A 15,407-nucleotide genomic window follows, 5' to 3' on the forward strand; every position below is an offset into this window, starting at 1 on the left:
GGTCTTGCAGGCGAGAGGCAGCAGATAGCTACTCTCGCCTGTACTTTGTCCCGCACCGGTCGGACAAAGAAAAAGGCGGCCAAAATAGCCGCCTTTTCCAATTGTTCTTTTCGGGATCACGCCAATGTGCGGGTGACTTCCTCGCGCTCGAAGATTTCGATGACATCGCCGGGACGGATATCGTCGTAATTCTCGAATGCCATACCGCATTCCTGACCCGACTGGACCTCGGACACCTCGTCCTTGAACCGCTTGAGGGTCTTCAGCGTTCCCTCGTGGACCACCACGTTGTCACGCAGCAGGCGCACGCCCGCCGAACGGCGCGCAATGCCTTCGGTAACCAGACAGCCGGCAACCTTGCCGACGCCGGACACCTTGAAGACTTCCTTGATCGTCGCGTACCCGATGAAGTTCTCGCGAATCTCGGCACTCAGCAGGCCGCTTGCGGCCGCTTTGACGTCGTCCACCAGGTCATAGATCACCGAATAATACCGGATCTCGACGCCCTTTTGGTTGGCGGTATTACGTGCGGACGCGTTGGCCCGGACGTTAAAGCCCATGATCGGCGCGCCGGATGCCTCGGCGAGGCCCACATCGGTTTCGGTGATCGCACCGACGCCCGAATGCAGCACGCGCACGCGCACCTCGTCGTTGCCGATCTTTTCCATCGCCTGAACGATGGCCTCGGCAGAACCCTGCACGTCGGCCTTCACCAGGATCGGCAGTTCGGCGACATTCTCGTCGGCCTTGGCCTTGGCCATCAGCTGTTCCAGCGTGGTGGCGGCCCCGGCGGCGGCGCGCTTGTCCTTGGCGACCTGCTCGCGATAGGCGGCGATTTCGCGCGCCTGCGCTTCGGTCGAGGTCACGTTCAGAACGTCACCGGCCTCGGGCGTGCCGTTCAGGCCCAGCACCTCGACAGGCACCGATGGCCCTGCTTCGGTGACGCGCTCGCCCTTGTCGTTGATCAGCGCGCGGACCTTGCCGTACTGCTCGCCCACGACAAAGATGTCGCCCTGGCGCAGCGTGCCCTTCTGGATCAGAACCGTCGCGACCGGGCCGCGGCCCACGTCAAGCTGCGCCTCGATCACCGCGCCCTGGGCGGGACGATCGGGGTTGGCCTTCAGTTCCAGGATCTCGGCTTGCAGCGCGATGGCCTCGAGCAATTCGTCCAGACCTTCGCCGGTCTTGGCCGAAACCTCGACATCCTGCACTTCGCCCGACATCGCTTCGACCACGACCTCGTGTTGCAGCAGATCGGTGCGCACCTTGGTCGGGTTGGCCTCGGGCTTGTCGATCTTGTTGATCGCCACGATCATCGGAACCCCGGCGGCTTTGGCGTGGTTGATCGCCTCGACCGTCTGCGGCATCACCGCGTCATCCGCGGCCACGACCAGAACGACGATATCCGTCACCTGCGCACCGCGCGACCGCATCGAGGTAAAGGCGGCGTGGCCCGGCGTATCCAGGAAGCTGAGCGTCACGCCTCCGTCGGTCGTCACCTGATAGGCGCCGATGTGCTGGGTGATGCCACCGGCCTCGCCCGACACCACCTTGGTGTTGCGGATCGCGTCCAGCAGCGAGGTCTTGCCGTGGTCGACGTGACCCATGATCGTGATGACCGGCGGCCGCGGTTTCATGTCTTCCGGCTTGTCCTCGACATCGGTGATGACATCTTCGACATCGGAATCGGAAACCCGCACCACCTTGTGGCCGAATTCCTCGATGATCAGCTCGGCGGTGTCGGCGTCGATGGTCTGGTTCTGCGTGACCATCATGCCCATTTTCATCAGCGCCTTGACCACGTCGGCCACACGCTCGGCCATACGGTTGGCCAATTCCGAAACCACGATGGCCTCGGGCAGCTGCACGTCGCGAATCACCTTTTCCCGGTCACCGCCGCCGCCCATTGCCTTCTGGCGGGCGCGTTCCTGCTTGCGTTTCATCGCGGCGAGCGATTTCTGGCGACCACCTTCGCCGTCGGTCACCTGGCTCAGCGTCAGCTTGCCCGACCGGCGACCATCCTCGCGGGTCTTGCCCCCACGCGGCGCGCGCTGGTCGCGTTCACGCTCGCGTTCGGCCTTGCGCGGGGCGTCGCCCGGTTCGCTGCGCGGCGCGGCGGGCGCACGTTCGGTGCGCTCGGCCTTCGGCGCTTCCTGCGCGGCTGCTGTGCGCGCGGCGGCGCGCTTGGCCTCTTCTTCGGCCTCCAGACGCTGGCGTTCTTCTTCTTCCGCCTTTTCACGGGCGCGCTGTTCGGCCTCGCGCTGTTCGCGTTCCTTGGCCTCTTGCTCGGCCCGGCGGCGTTCACGCTCTTCGGCGCGCGCCTTTTCCTCGGCTTCGCGCTGTGCGGCTTCCTCGGATTCGCGGGCTTTGGCGGCCTTCAGCGCGTTCAGCCGGCGCTCCATCTCGGTGTCCGAGATGCCTGCCGGCCGGCGCGACGGATCGCCCGCCTGTGCGGTGCCGCCGGACGTGGGCTTTCCTGCGCCCGGCTTGGGGACCACCACGCGCTTGCGTTTGGTTTCCACCACGACATTCTTGGTCCGTCCGTGGCTGAAACTCTGTTTCACGTTCCCGGGACGGGAACCTCCACGCAGACCCAATGTCTTCTTGCCGTCAGTATCGCTCATTAAGCTTCTTACCCTTCCGCGCGGCCCTTGCCGCCGTCATCCGTTTTGCGCATCCCTTTCAGGCGTTGCGCTTCCTCTACAACACGTTTGGCGAGTCCACCAGAGGCCAGCGCCGCATGTATCACTGTTTGGCGGCCAAAGGCCATGCCCAATTCATCTGCGGTCAGCCAGCCGATGTACTTGCCGAAATGCGGCGTACTCAGTTTCGACTTGCCCCGGCCCGACCCGTCGGCGGCCTGGATCAGCACATGGGCCTCTTCCTTGTCCAGCCAGGTCTTGACCTTTTCATACCCCGAAACCGCCGCGCCCGACTTGCGGGCCAGGCTGATCGTCTCGACCACCCGGCGGATCAGCTGCCGCTCGACCTCGTCCACCAGGTCCGCCGGTACCGTGACCGGCATTTTCAGTCCGCGGGCAAACAGTTTCTTGTCCACGGCCTTTTTCAACGCGGCCCGGTCGGCGGCAACATAGGTGCCCCGGCCCGGCAGCTTGCCCGCGATGTCGGGCACCACCTGTCCGTCGGGTCCGGCCACGAACCGGATCAGCCCGTGACGCGGCTGTGTCTCGCCCGTGGCGATGCACTTGCGTTCGGGGCCGTCCAGCCGGTCTTTTGTTGCGCCGCCACGGGTCATGTCCGTCTCCACGAGGCCTGGGATCAGGCCCCGGCCTCCTCTTCGTCTGCGGCGTCTTCGACGTCGCCCTCATCGGCTGTCAGGTCTTCGGGATCGACCCAGCCCAGCATCACGCGGGCGGTCATGACCATGTCCTGCGCCTCTTCCAGCGACACGTCAAAGGGCTCCAGGATGCCGTCATCCTTGACCCGCTGACCATCGACCGTGGTCCAGCCACCGGCCAGTTCCCAGTCGGCGCAGGTTGCGAAATCTTCCAGCGTCTTGACGCCGTCCTTGGCAAGCGCCTCGACCATCTGCGGTGTCAGCCCTTCGAAGTTGACCAAGCTGTCCTCGACACCCAGGGCGCGCGCGTTTTCCAGCGCCGCCTTGGCCTGTGCCTCCAGATAGTCGCGGGCGCGGGCCTGAAGCTCTTCGGCGGTGCCTTCGTCGACACCGTCGATCACCAACAGCTCGTCCTGTTCGACATAAGCGACTTCTTCAAGGTTGGTGAACCCTTCGGACACCAGCAGCTGGGCAAAGAATTCGTCCAGGTCCAGCGTTTCCATGAACAGCTTGGTGCGGCTTTCGAATTCCTTCTGACGGCGGGCCGATTCCTCGGCTTCGGTCATGATGTCGATGTCCAGGCCGGTCAGCTGCGACGCCAGGCGCACGTTCTGGCCGCGGCGGCCGATGGCCAGGCTCAGCTGCTCTTCGGGGACCACAACCTCGATCTTGCCGGCTTCTTCATCCAGCACCACCTTCGACACTTCGGCCGGTTGCAGCGCGTTCACCAGGAAGGTCGGCTGATCCTCGTTCCACGGGATGATGTCGATCTTTTCACCCTGAAGCTCGTTCACCACCGCCTGCACGCGGCTGCCGCGCATACCGACGCAGGCACCCACAGGGTCGATCGAGTTGTCATAAGAGATCACGGCGATCTTGGCGCGCGAACCAGGGTCGCGGGCAACAGCCTTGATCTCGATGATGCCATCATAGATTTCCGGCACTTCCATCTTGAACAGCTCGGCCATGAATTCCGGTGCGGTGCGCGACAGGAAGATCTGCGGCCCGCGCGGCTCGCGGCGCACGTCCTTGACATAGCAGCGGATGCGGTCGTTCGGGCGATAGCTTTCGCGGCCGATCTTCTCGTTACGGCGCAGGATGGCTTCGCCAGCGCCTACATCGACGATGACGTTGCCGTATTCTTCACGCTTGACCTGACCGTTGATGATGGTGCCTGCACGGTCCTTGAATTCCTCGTACTGGCGATCGCGTTCCGCCTCGCGCACTTTTTGCAGGATCACCTGCTTGGCGCTTTGCGCGGCGATGCGGCCCATCTCGACCGGCGGCACCTCTTCGACATAGACGTCACCGATTTCCGGGTTCGCCATGTACTGGCGCGCCTGATCGACGGTCATCTCGGCCTGATAGTTCTCTAGATCCTCGTCGGCAACCACGGTGCGCACGCGGGTAAAGGTGGCGCGACCGGTCTTGCGGTCGATCTTCACCCGAATGTCCATCTCGCTGCCGTAGCGGCTCTTGGCGGCGCGGGCGAGGCTTTCTTCCATCGCCGCGACCACCAGACCGGGGTCGATCATCTTTTCGCGGGCCACGGCCTCGGCGGTTTGCAACAGCTCCAGCTGGTTTGCAGAGGTGATTGCCATCACTTCGTCTCCTCTTCGGACCCGTCCAGGGCCATGGTCTCGTCGCCCAACTCGGGCGCTTCCTCTACGATCTCGTCGAATTCTTCTTCGTTCAGCACGCCGGCGGCCTTGCGCTGGCGCAGCATTTCCTTGATCAGGTCGTCGGTCAGCACCAGTTTGGCGTCGCTCAGCCAGTCGAATTGCAGGCCGATGGTCACCGTCTCGCCGCCCTGCTCGATATTGATCAGAACCTCGTCGCCCTCGACACCGGCCAGCTCACCCCGGAACCGGCGGCGGCCGTCGATCATCTCGCTGGTCTCGATCTTGGCTTCATATCCTTCGAACATCTCGAAGTCCTTGAGCCGGGTCAGCGGCCGGTCGATGCCGGGGCTCGACACTTCCAGCGTATAGGCGTCCAGGATCGGGTCCTCGACATCCAGCGTCGCGCTTACCGCGTTGGAAATTTCGGCGCAGCCATCGACCTCGATCCCGCCATCGGGCTTGTCGGCCATGATCTGAAGGGTTGTCGACTTGCCGCTCATCAGACGGATTCGCACCAGCTCGTAACCGAGGTCCTCGATCACGGGGCCGACAATCTCGGCCAGGCGCCGGTCGATGGCGGCCTTTGCTATCAGGTTGTTGGTCATCAGGGTCATCAGCCACTTTCGGGCACAAAAAAACGGGCGCGCGGCCCGTCGAACTTTCCGGTGGAACCCCGGGGCCAGTGCCCGACGTGCCGCTGTTGTCAAGCCATATACGCGGGACAGGGCGGTTCTGCAAGGGGGAACGGTATCTGGTTGGGGCTGTCCTCCAGCATGGCGGGGGTTTTCCTCCTTCTCCGATATCCCTTATGTCGCCAGCAGAGCCATGGAGTCCCGCGCAAGAAAGGGCCGCGATCATGAGCAAGACACAGGCGGAACTGCATTTCCTCTGCGGCAAGATCGCGGCCGGAAAATCGACGCTATCCAGATCCCTTGCCGCCCGCCATCGTGCCGTGGTTCTCTCCGAGGACGACTGGCTGCACGTTCTCTATCCCGAAGAATTGCGGACAATCGCCGATTACCTTCGTCTTTCGACCCGCCTGAAACAGGCAGTCGCTCCTCATGTGCTTAATCTGTTGGCGGCGGGTGTGACGGTGATTCTGGACTTTCCTGCCAACACGGTGGACCAACGGCGCTGGATGCGCGCGCTTGCCGACACCTCGGCCGCGCCGCACATGCTGCATTATCTCGATGTGCCGGACGAGGTCTGCAAGGCCCGGCTGCACCGCCGCAACGCGGACGGGGATCACAATTTCAACGTCACCGAGGCACAGTTCGAACAGATCACCCGGCATTTCGTTGCGCCCACAGCGGACGAAGGGTTCACCATCGTTGTTCATTCGTCGGATGCGGAACGGCCATAGGATGAGCAGCCTGCCCACTCCTTACAGACCGTGCCAGGGCGCCCAACAAATCCGGGTCCGGCCTATAGACACCCCCATACAACCCTGCTAAACGCACCCAATCTTGCGCCCCGGGATTCGTTCCGGGGTGCTTGGTTTTTTCAGCCGGGGACCTTCGGGGCCCTATACCACTGGCACCTACGGGGGCCTCAAACATAGCGGCGGGATCACCCGCTGCACGCTAAACGGAAGACAGAAAGCATGGCACTCAAGTCGTATAAGCCGACGACGCCGGGCCAGCGCGGGCTGGTGCTGATCGACCGTTCGGAGCTGTACAAAGGACGTCCTGTCAAGTCCCTCACCGAGGGTCTGACGAAATCGGGCGGCCGGAACAACACCGGACGGATCACCTCGCGTCGCCGCGGTGGTGGGGCAAAACGCCTCTACCGGATCGTTGACTTCAAACGGAACAAATTCGATGTGGCGGCCACCGTCGAGCGGATCGAGTACGATCCGAACCGGACCGCCTTTATCGCGCTGGTCAAGTACGAGGATGGCGAACAGGCCTATATCCTCGCACCGCAGCGTCTGGCAGTTGGTGACCAGGTCATCGCGTCGGCCAAGGCCGACATCAAGCCGGGTAACGCAATGCCCTTCTCGGGCATGCCGATCGGTACCATCGTGCACAACATCGAGATGAAGCCCGGCAAGGGCGGTCAGATCGCACGTGCCGCCGGCACTTACGCCCAGTTCGTTGGCCGCGATGGCGGTTACGCTCAGATCCGTCTGAGCTCGGGCGAACTGCGCCTGGTCCGTCAGGAATGCATGGCCACCGTCGGTGCCGTGTCGAACCCCGACAACTCGAACCAGAACTACGGCAAAGCCGGCCGCATGCGCCACAAGGGCATTCGTCCGTCGGTCCGCGGTGTCGCAATGAACCCGATCGACCACCCCCATGGTGGTGGTGAGGGTCGCACCTCGGGTGGCCGTACGCCGGTGACCCCGTGGGGCAAGGACACCAAGGGTACCCGTACCCGGAACAAGAACAAAGCGTCGCAAAAGCTGATCATCCGCTCGCGTCACGCCAAGAAGAAAGGGCGTTAAGCAATGTCTCGCTCTGTTTGGAAGGGTCCTTTCGTCGATGCTTATGTCCTTAAAAAGGCAGCAGCAGCGCGCGAGTCGGGCCGCAACGAAGTCATCAAGATCTGGTCGCGTCGTTCCACCATTCTGCCCCAGTTCGTGGGTCTGACCTTTGGTGTGTACAATGGCCAGAAGCATATCCCCGTCAACGTCTCCGAGGACATGATCGGTCAGAAGTTCGGTGAATACTCGCCGACCCGGACCTATTACGGCCATGCGGCGGACAAGAAAGCGAAGCGGAAGTAAGTCATGGGCAAGGAAAAGAACCCCCGCCGCGTGGCTGACAACGAAGCGATGGCCAAGGTCCGCATGCTTCGCACCAGCCCGCAGAAACTGAACCTGGTGGCTCAGATGATCCGTGGCAAGAAGGTCGAGAAGGCGCTGACCGATCTCACCTTCTCGAACAAGCGGATCGCGCAGGACGTGAAGAAATGCCTTCAGTCCGCAATCGCGAACGCCGAGAACAACCACAACCTGGACGTCGATGAACTGATCGTCGCCGAGGCCTATGTGGGCAAGAACCTGATCATGAAGCGCGGTCGTCCCCGGGCCCGTGGCCGGTTCGGCAAGATCATGAAGCCGTTCTCGGAACTCACGATCAAGGTGCGTCAGGTAGAGGAGCAAGCCTAATGGGACATAAGGTCAATCCGATCGGCATGCGCCTTCAGGTCAACCGCACCTGGGACAGCCGTTGGTACGCAGATACCAAGGACTACGGCAATCTGCTGCTCGAGGATCTCAAGATCCGCGAGTTCATCAAGGAAGAGTGCAAACAGGCCGGCGTGGCCCGTGTGATCATCGAACGTCCGCACAAGAAGTGCCGCGTCACGATCCACACCGCGCGTCCCGGCGTGATCATCGGCAAGAAAGGCGCAGACATCGAAACCCTGCGCAAGAAGCTGGCGAACATCACCGACAGCGAACTGCACCTGAACATCGTCGAAGTCCGCAAGCCCGAGATGGATGCGCAGCTGGTCGCCGAGTCGATCGCGCAGCAGCTCGAGCGCCGGGTGTCCTTCCGTCGCGCCATGAAGCGCGCCGTGCAGAACGCCATGCGGATGGGTGCCCTGGGTATCCGGGTGAACGTCGCCGGCCGTCTGGGCGGTGCCGAGATCGCCCGTACCGAATGGTACCGCGAAGGCCGCGTTCCGCTGCACACCCTGCGTGCCGACATTGACTACGCCCTGGCCGAAGCCTCGACCCCCTACGGGATCATCGGGATCAAGGTCTGGATCTTCAAGGGCGAGATCATGGAGCACGACCCGCAGGCGCGTGATCGCAAAGCACAGGAACTCCAGGACGGTCCGGCCCCGCGTGGCGCCGGTGGCCGCCGCTAAGGAGGATTAGAGATGCTGCAACCAAAGCGCACTAAATTCCGCAAGATGTTCAAGGGCCGTATCCATGGCGAAGCCAAGGGCGGTTCCGACCTGAACTTCGGCACCTTCGGCCTGAAGGCACTTGAACCCGAGCGCGTCACCGCGCGCCAGATCGAGGCCGCCCGCCGTGCCATGACGCGTCACATGAAGCGTCAGGGCCGCGTCTGGATCCGGATCTTCCCGGATACGCCGGTGACCTCGAAACCCACCGAGGTTCGGATGGGTAAAGGTAAGGGTTCGGTCGATTACTGGGCCTGCAAGGTGAAGCCGGGCCGAGTGATGTTTGAAATCGACGGTGTGGGCGAGGACATCGCCCGCGAGGCCCTGCGCCTGGCCGCGATGAAACTGCCGATCAAGACCCGCGTGGTCGTTCGCGAAGACTGGTAATCCCGGTCCTGCGACAAGACATTGAAACCCCCGCCGGGACACCGGCGGGGGTTTTTCTTTTTCAGTATCCATCGTAGCCTATGCGCATTCCGTGTCCGGAGGTGACCCATGGTGCAGCCCCGCAAGACCGTTTTTCAACGTGAAATCATTACTGCGGATGCCTTCGGTGAACCTTGCCATCCCGTGACCCGGGTGGCTGTCATGGCCGCTTTTCGCAACCCCCTGGCGGGACGGTTCTTTCGTGACCTCTCGCCCCTGTTCGAGATCGGTCGCGAATTGGGCGAGGTTTTGGCACGGCAGGCAATCGCCGAATTGGGAAATCCCCCGATTTCCTATGGCAAGGCTGCGATTGTCGGGGCAAATGGCGACATGGAACAGGGCGGGGCGGTCGTGCATCCCAAACTGGGCGCGCCGATGCGCGCGGCAGCGGGCGGCGGGGCGGCGGTGATCCCTTCCAATGTAAAACTGGGCGGTCCTGGCACAACGATTGACCTGCCGCTGGGTCACAAGGACAACCCCTGGTCCTTCGATCATTTTGACACGATGACCCTGGTCATGGCGGATGCGCCGGGTCCGGACGAGATTGTCATGTGCCTGGCCTATGCCGACGGCGGACGCCCGATCCCCCGCTGCGGCAAGGGTCCGGTCCAGAGCTGATCAGGCCACTGGCGGAAAGACGTACTCTGCGTTATGCCGCCGCCATGTCCCAGATCGAATCTCTCTTTGTCACCCGTCTCTACCGTGCCCGCCTGTCCGAACATGGCCCTGCCATCGACCCGGACGAGATGGAGGCGTCCTGCTATTCCATCGCCGAGGATGACGAGGCCGGACAGGAATGGTGCGAGGAAAACGGCTATCCCGGCTATACGTCTTATGCCTCCCTCACCGATCTGCCTTGGCGCTTCCCGATCTTTGCCGATCTGGTGAAATCCCTTGATGCGCATGTGGCGGCCTTTGCCGCCGATCTGGAGTTCGACCTCGACGGCCGTGCCCTGGTGCTGGAGGATCTCTGGATCAACATCCTGCCGCAGGGCGGCATGCATTCCAGCCATCTGCATCCGCATTCGGTGATCTCGGGCACCACCTATGTCGCCATGCCCGACGGTGCCAGCGCGCTGAAGCTCGAAGACCCCCGATCCGGCCGGATGATGGCCGCGCCGACGCGGACCAAGACCGCCCGGCGCGAATTGCAGCCCTTCATCTATATGAAGCCAGACGTGGGCGACGTGCTGCTCTGGGAAAGCTGGCTGCGCCACGAAGTGCCGATGAACATGGCCGAAGAAGAACGCATCTCGGTAAGCTTCAACTATCGCTGGGAGTGAGCCCCGGTCCGCGTAGCGGCAATCGCTCCGGTGGAGCGATTGAGGGGCGAACGGGCGGAGCCCCGCAATCCCTTGATCCCGGTCAAGGCGCGGAACTGCAAAAACTGCGATAAGGCAGCAGTCCGTTTCACGCGGACAGCGATCCAGACTCTCTGGACCGGAAAACGCAACTTGCGGTGATTTCCATGCATGGCCTGACAGCCGCACTTTCCGCACTCGCGATCCTGATCGCCCCGGTGGCATTGGCATCCGAGGCCGACCCACATCAGCTCTACGAAAGCAAATGTGCCGGCTGCCATTCCCCCCACGCGGGCGATTTTGTCTGGCTGGAACTGGACACAGGCCAAGAGCCGCTCGTGGGGCGTAACTCGGGCCGGTCCGTCGCCGCCATGCTCGAACGCGGTCACGGCCGCCTGACGCCGGCCGAGGCCACCATTCTGCTGGCGCATTTCCAGGCCATCCGCACCTCGGGGCAGCTGTTCCGGACAAAATGCAGGATGTGCCATGACACAGCGTCGGGGCTGGTGCGCCGCGCGCTGATTCTGCGCGACGGCACCCTGACCGGGCGGTACACCGGGCGGGACATTGCCCAGTTCCTGACCGTCCACGGGCGGCTGACACCCTCTGAGGCGGAACAGATGTTGGGCGTGCTTGAACGTATCGCGACCAGTATTGGCCGGATCGACTAGCGTCTCCTCCGGCTGATATGGGCGACAGCCAGCTTGCCTGAACCGGGAACGCAGGATATCGCTGATCCGGATCGGCCCTGTGCCGGTCAGGCCGGCGAGAAACACGGGAATGGATCTGAGCTTCATAACCGACGGCTGGGCGGGACATCTGTCCTATCTCCTGCTCGTCCTGTCTATGCTGATGCGCCGCATGTTCTGGCTGCGGCTCTTTGTGATCGCCTCGGCGCTTGCGGGCATCGCCTTTGACTACTTCTGGCTCAACAACCCGGTCGGCGTGTTCTGGCAAACGCTTCTGATCCTGGTCAACCTGGCCGAGCTCTTCATCCTCTGGCGTAACGATCGCATCGCCAGTTTCTCGGCCGAGGAGCAGCGGTTTCGCGACACCCTGCTGCCGGGCTTGTCGCCGGGCCGCACCCGACGGTTCCTCGATCACGGCCGGTGGGAGACGCTGGCCCCCGGCACCGTGCTGACGCGCGAAGGTCAGCCCCCCGATTTCCTGACCTATCTCGACGATGGCGACATTCGGATCGAGGCGCATGGTCGCCTGCTCCGCGTGGTCACGGGCGGCCATTTCATCGGCGAGATGTCGTTGATGGGGGACGGCCGGGCGGTGGCCTCGGCCACGGTCCAGAGCCGCGCCCGGGTCTGGCGCATCGAACGGGTCAAGCTTGCACGCCTGCGTGACACTTCCCCGGCCACGATGAGCGTGCTCGAGTTGGGAATCGCCCGGGACATGCGGGCGAAACTGGTGTTCCTGAACGCAACCGGTCCGGGCGACGGCCCGTGACCTGTGGTCAGGTCAGCCAGTTGCGCAGCTTGCGCACCAGAATGGACGCTCCGATGATGCTCAGGACATAGCCAGCGGCGACGACGGGCAATAATGCGGGCCCGGACAGGGGAAGATCTGAAATCACAGTGGGCAGCAAGGCAGCAAAAGTCATATTTGATAAACCGTTCAGTCTAAAATCGCCGGGAAACTCCAGCAAACGCGATACATCTTTTCATTCTGCGCTGCAATATGAACCCTCCCGGCAATCAGGTCAACTTCCGCTTGCCCTTCCGATGCAACTCTCCTATAGAGCGGCATCTTGCGTCTCCCCCGCCTTTGCGGGGGATTCGCTTGTTGTCATTCATCCACCAGGTCAAGGGTGACCCGGCCACGGGGCCTTCTGGTGTTTTGAGCAAAGGAAAAAGGCGATGAACGCCCAGGAACTGCGTAACAAGACCCCGGATCAGCTCCGGGAACAACTGGTCAACCTCAAGAAAGAAGCGTTCAATCTGCGCTTCCAGCAGGCAACCGGCCAACTCGAAAACAACGCCCGTATCCGCACTGTGCGCCGCGATGTCGCGCGCGTCATCACCGTGCTGAACGAAAAAGCCGCCGAAGCTGCGAACTGAGGAGCCTGAGAGATGCCCAAACGTATTCTGCAAGGCACCGTGACCAGCGACGCCAACGCCCAGACCGTAACCGTTCTGGTCGAGCGCCGCTTCAAGCATCCGCTGCTGCAAAAGACCGTCCGTAAGTCCAAGAAGTACCGGGCTCACGACGAAAACAACACCTTCAAGGTGGGTGACACGGTCCGCATCATCGAATGCGCGCCCAAGTCGAAAACCAAACGCTGGGAGGTTCTGGAGGCGTAAGCCTCTGGCACCTGCCAATTGTCGAAACCCTGGGGGATCTAAAAAGACCAGCCCCCACAGGTCGGGAGAAACCACATGATCCAGATGCAGACCAATCTGGATGTCGCTGACAACTCCGGCGCTCGCCGGGTGCAGTGCATCAAGGTCCTGGGTGGTTCCAAGCGTAAATACGCCTCCGTCGGCGACATCATTGTCGTCTCGGTGAAGGAAGCCATCCCGCGCGGCCGCGTGAAGAAAGGTGACGTCCGCAAGGCCGTCGTCGTGCGCACCGCCAAGGAAGTCCGTCGCGAAGACGGCACCGCGATCCGTTTCGATCGCAACGCCGCCGTGATCCTGAACAACAACAACGAGCCTGTCGGCACCCGTATCTTCGGGCCGGTTGTTCGCGAACTGCGCGCGAAGAACTTCATGAAGATCATCTCGCTGGCTCCGGAGGTGCTGTAACCATGGCCGCAAAACTCCGCAAAGGCGACAAGGTCGTCGTGCTGGCCGGCAAGGACAAGGGCAAAGAGGGGACCATCACCTCTGTTGACCCGAAAGCCGGCAAAGCTGTTGTCGACGGCGTGAACATCGCCATCCGCCACACCCGCCAGACCCAGACCTCGCAAGGTGGCCGCCTGCCCAAGGCGCTGCCGATCGACTTGTCGAACCTGGCGCTGCTGGACAAGAACGGCAAGGCAACCCGCGTCGGCTTCCGCATGGAAGGCGACAAGAAAGTCCGCTTCGCCAAGACCACGGGGGACGTGATCGATGCTTGACGCTGCAACCTACACCCCGCGCCTCAAGGCCGACTACAAGGACCGCATCCGCGCCGCTCTGAAAGAAGAGTTCGGCTACAAGAACGACATGATGATCCCCAAGCTGGACAAGATCGTTCTGAACATCGGCTGCGGTGCCGAAGCCGTCCGCGACAGCAAGAAGGCCAAGTCGGCTCAGGAAGACCTGAGCAAGATCGCCGGCCAGAAAGCCGTCACCACCAAGGCCAAGAAGTCGATCGCCGGCTTCCGCGTGCGCGAAGAGATGCCGCTGGGCGCCAAGGTGACCCTGCGCGGTGACCGCATGTATGAATTCCTTGACCGTCTGACCACCATCGCGATGCCCCGCATCCGCGACTTCCGTGGTGTGAAGCCGTCCTTCGACGGCCGTGGCAACTTTGCCATGGGCATCAAGGAACACATCGTGTTCCCGGAAATCGATTTCGACAAGGTCGACGAGGTCTGGGGCATGGATATCATCATCGCCACCACCGCGAAAACCGACGCCGAAGCCAAGAGCCTGTTGAAGCACTTCAACGTGCCGTTCAACGCATAAGCGCGCGAGGATTAGACATGGCTAAGAAAAGCATGATCGAACGCGAGAAGAAGCGCGAGCGCCTGGTGGCACAATATGCCGCAAAGCGCGCCGAGCTGAAAGAAATCGCAAACGACGAAAGCCGCCCGATGGAAGAGCGCTTCAAAGCGCGCCTGAAACTGGCGAAACTGCCGCGCAACAGCTCGGCGACCCGTCTTCACAACCGCTGCCAGCTCACCGGCCGTCCGCACGCTTACTATCGTAAGCTCAAGGTCAGCCGGATCATGCTGCGCGACTTGGGTTCTGCTGGTCAGATCCCCGGTCTGGTGAAATCGAGCTGGTAAGGAGAGAGCGATATGAACGATCCTATCGGCGATATGCTCACCCGCATCCGTAACGCACAGCTGCGCCACAAAAGCACGGTCCTGACCCCCGGTTCGAAACTGCGCGCCTGGGTTCTGGATGTGCTGGCCGACGAAGGCTACATCCGCGGTTACGAGACCAAGACTGACGACAATGGCCACTCGCTCATTGAAATCAGCCTGAAGTACTACGAAGGCGAACCTGTTATTCGCGAGCTCAAGCGGGTCTCCAAGCCCGGCCGCCGCGTGTACATGAGCGTCAAGGACATCCCCTCGGTCCGTCAGGGCCTGGGCGTGTCGATTGTCAGCACTCCGAAAGGTGTGATGTCGGACGCGAACGCACGCACCAACAATGTTGGCGGCGAAGTGCTCTGCACCGTCTTCTAAGGAGGTCTGCAAATGTCTCGTATTGGTAAGAAACCGGTCGAGCTGCCCAGCGGCGTTTCCGCCTCTGTGTCCGGCCAGACCATCGAAGTGAAGGGCCCCAAGGGCACCCGCAGCTTCACCGCCACCGACGACGTCACCCTTGGCGTCGACGGCAATGTCGTGACCGTCACCCCCCGTGGTTCGTCCAAGCGGGCGCGCCAGCAGTGGGGCATGTCCCGCACCATGGTCGCCAACCTGGTGACCGGCGTGACCACCGGCTTCAAGAAAGAGCTGGAGATCACCGGTGTGGGTTACCGTGCCAACGCGCAGGGTAACGTGCTCAAGCTGAACCTCGGTTACAGCCACGATGTCGATTTCGCTGTTCCGGCCGGTGTCACCGTGACCACGCCGAAACAGACCGAAATCACCGTCGAGGGCATCGACCAGCAGGAAGTTGGTGAAGTGGCCGCGAAGATCCGCGAGTGGCGTTCGCCCGAGCCGTACAAAGGCAAGGGTATCCGCTACAAGGGCGAGTTCATCTTCCGCAAAGACGGCAAGAAGAAGTAAGGACG

Annotated in this window: 23 protein-coding genes; 18 read left to right on the plus strand and 5 right to left on the minus strand. The window is 62.3% G+C overall.

Annotated features, from left to right (window positions below):
- Nucleotides 1-116: 116 nt before the first annotated feature.
- Genes infB through rimP form a run of 4 tightly spaced genes read right to left on the minus strand, consistent with a single transcriptional unit; the run spans nt 117 to nt 5,525 of the window.
- Nucleotides 117-2,624 (minus strand): translation initiation factor IF-2, encoded by a 2,508-nt coding sequence (infB, locus tag G0P99_RS16090; protein ID WP_164131504.1) that lies wholly within the window; start codon nt 2,622-2,624, stop codon nt 117-119.
- An 8-nt stretch (nt 2,625-2,632) separates the two neighbouring features.
- Nucleotides 2,633-3,256, minus strand: coding sequence for an RNA-binding protein (locus G0P99_RS16095; protein ID WP_164131505.1), 624 nt, complete (start codon nt 3,254-3,256; stop codon nt 2,633-2,635).
- A gap of 23 nt (nt 3,257-3,279) precedes the next feature.
- Nucleotides 3,280-4,899, minus strand: a complete 1,620-nt coding sequence (nusA, locus tag G0P99_RS16100) for a transcription termination factor NusA (RefSeq protein WP_164131506.1) — start codon at nt 4,897-4,899, stop codon at nt 3,280-3,282.
- The gene (gene rimP / locus G0P99_RS16105) at nt 4,899-5,525 is read right to left on the minus strand and encodes a ribosome maturation factor RimP (protein WP_164131707.1); all 627 of its coding nucleotides are present in this window, start codon (nt 5,523-5,525) and stop codon (nt 4,899-4,901) included. Before rimP ends, nusA begins: the two co-directional genes overlap by 1 nt.
- 251 nt (nt 5,526-5,776) lie before the next feature.
- Here rimP and G0P99_RS16110 point away from each other — a divergent pair, with 251 nt between their 5' ends.
- From G0P99_RS16110 to G0P99_RS16155, 10 genes are all read left to right on the plus strand, one after another.
- Nucleotides 5,777-6,283: an ATP-binding protein gene (locus G0P99_RS16110; RefSeq protein WP_164131507.1), complete on the plus strand. Its 507-nt coding sequence runs from the start codon at nt 5,777-5,779 to the stop codon at nt 6,281-6,283.
- Nucleotides 6,284-6,523: 240 nt separating this feature from the next.
- Nucleotides 6,524-7,366: a 50S ribosomal protein L2 gene (gene rplB / locus G0P99_RS16115; protein ID WP_164131508.1), complete on the plus strand. Its 843-nt coding sequence runs from the start codon at nt 6,524-6,526 to the stop codon at nt 7,364-7,366.
- A gap of 3 nt (nt 7,367-7,369) precedes the next feature.
- Nucleotides 7,370-7,648, plus strand: a complete 279-nt coding sequence (gene rpsS, locus G0P99_RS16120; protein WP_093029006.1) for a 30S ribosomal protein S19 — start codon at nt 7,370-7,372, stop codon at nt 7,646-7,648.
- Nucleotides 7,649-7,651: 3 nt separating this feature from the next.
- Nucleotides 7,652-8,032, plus strand: coding sequence for a 50S ribosomal protein L22 (gene rplV, locus G0P99_RS16125; RefSeq protein ID WP_164131509.1), 381 nt, complete (start codon nt 7,652-7,654; stop codon nt 8,030-8,032).
- A complete protein-coding gene (gene rpsC / locus G0P99_RS16130; RefSeq protein ID WP_093029002.1) occupies nt 8,032-8,739 on the plus strand; it encodes a 30S ribosomal protein S3 in 708 nt (235 codons plus the stop codon). The genes rplV and rpsC overlap by 1 nt, the downstream gene beginning before the upstream one ends.
- Nucleotides 8,740-8,751: 12 nt before the next feature.
- Nucleotides 8,752-9,165, plus strand: a complete 414-nt coding sequence (gene rplP / locus G0P99_RS16135; RefSeq protein ID WP_093029000.1) for a 50S ribosomal protein L16 — start codon at nt 8,752-8,754, stop codon at nt 9,163-9,165.
- A 108-nt stretch (nt 9,166-9,273) separates the two neighbouring features.
- On the plus strand, nt 9,274-9,822 hold the full coding sequence (locus G0P99_RS16140) for an amino acid synthesis family protein (RefSeq protein WP_164131510.1): 549 nt from the start codon (nt 9,274-9,276) through the stop codon (nt 9,820-9,822).
- Between the two features lie 44 nt (nt 9,823-9,866).
- The gene (locus G0P99_RS16145; RefSeq protein ID WP_164131511.1) at nt 9,867-10,487 is read left to right on the plus strand and encodes a 2OG-Fe(II) oxygenase family protein; all 621 of its coding nucleotides are present in this window, start codon (nt 9,867-9,869) and stop codon (nt 10,485-10,487) included.
- Between the two features lie 185 nt (nt 10,488-10,672).
- Nucleotides 10,673-11,176, plus strand: coding sequence for a hypothetical protein (locus tag G0P99_RS16150; protein WP_164131512.1), 504 nt, complete (start codon nt 10,673-10,675; stop codon nt 11,174-11,176).
- Nucleotides 11,177-11,285: 109 nt separating this feature from the next.
- The gene (locus G0P99_RS16155) at nt 11,286-11,963 is read left to right on the plus strand and encodes a Crp/Fnr family transcriptional regulator (protein ID WP_164131513.1); all 678 of its coding nucleotides are present in this window, start codon (nt 11,286-11,288) and stop codon (nt 11,961-11,963) included.
- Nucleotides 11,964-11,970: 7 nt separating this feature from the next.
- Here G0P99_RS16155 and G0P99_RS16160 read toward each other — a convergent pair whose 3' ends face one another.
- Nucleotides 11,971-12,162 (minus strand): hypothetical protein, encoded by a 192-nt coding sequence (locus tag G0P99_RS16160; protein ID WP_164131514.1) that lies wholly within the window; start codon nt 12,160-12,162, stop codon nt 11,971-11,973.
- A 211-nt stretch (nt 12,163-12,373) separates the two neighbouring features.
- On the opposite strand from G0P99_RS16160, the gene rpmC reads away from it, so the two are divergent.
- From rpmC to rplF, 8 genes are all read left to right on the plus strand, one after another.
- Complete coding sequence (rpmC, locus tag G0P99_RS16165; RefSeq protein ID WP_164131515.1) at nt 12,374-12,574, plus strand: 50S ribosomal protein L29; 201 nt, start codon at nt 12,374-12,376, stop codon at nt 12,572-12,574.
- A gap of 12 nt (nt 12,575-12,586) precedes the next feature.
- Nucleotides 12,587-12,817, plus strand: coding sequence for a 30S ribosomal protein S17 (gene rpsQ, locus G0P99_RS16170; RefSeq protein ID WP_164131516.1), 231 nt, complete (start codon nt 12,587-12,589; stop codon nt 12,815-12,817).
- A 75-nt stretch (nt 12,818-12,892) separates the two neighbouring features.
- Nucleotides 12,893-13,261: a 50S ribosomal protein L14 gene (rplN, locus tag G0P99_RS16175; RefSeq protein WP_005621870.1), complete on the plus strand. Its 369-nt coding sequence runs from the start codon at nt 12,893-12,895 to the stop codon at nt 13,259-13,261.
- A gap of 2 nt (nt 13,262-13,263) precedes the next feature.
- Complete coding sequence (gene rplX / locus G0P99_RS16180; protein ID WP_011046255.1) at nt 13,264-13,575, plus strand: 50S ribosomal protein L24; 312 nt, start codon at nt 13,264-13,266, stop codon at nt 13,573-13,575.
- The gene (gene rplE, locus G0P99_RS16185) at nt 13,568-14,128 is read left to right on the plus strand and encodes a 50S ribosomal protein L5 (protein ID WP_164131517.1); all 561 of its coding nucleotides are present in this window, start codon (nt 13,568-13,570) and stop codon (nt 14,126-14,128) included. Before rplX ends, rplE begins: the two co-directional genes overlap by 8 nt.
- A 17-nt stretch (nt 14,129-14,145) precedes the next feature.
- Nucleotides 14,146-14,451, plus strand: coding sequence for a 30S ribosomal protein S14 (gene rpsN, locus G0P99_RS16190; protein WP_093028984.1), 306 nt, complete (start codon nt 14,146-14,148; stop codon nt 14,449-14,451).
- A 12-nt stretch (nt 14,452-14,463) separates the two neighbouring features.
- On the plus strand, nt 14,464-14,856 hold the full coding sequence (gene rpsH / locus G0P99_RS16195) for a 30S ribosomal protein S8 (RefSeq protein WP_164131518.1): 393 nt from the start codon (nt 14,464-14,466) through the stop codon (nt 14,854-14,856).
- A 12-nt stretch (nt 14,857-14,868) separates the two neighbouring features.
- Entirely contained in the window at nt 14,869-15,402 is a 534-nt protein-coding gene (rplF, locus tag G0P99_RS16200; RefSeq protein WP_164131519.1) for a 50S ribosomal protein L6, read from the plus strand.
- Nucleotides 15,403-15,407: the final 5 nt, after the last annotated feature.

The organism is Ruegeria sp. PrR005, from assembly GCF_010500245.1.
Lineage (GTDB): Bacteria > Pseudomonadota > Alphaproteobacteria > Rhodobacterales > Rhodobacteraceae > Ruegeria_B > Ruegeria_B marisflavi.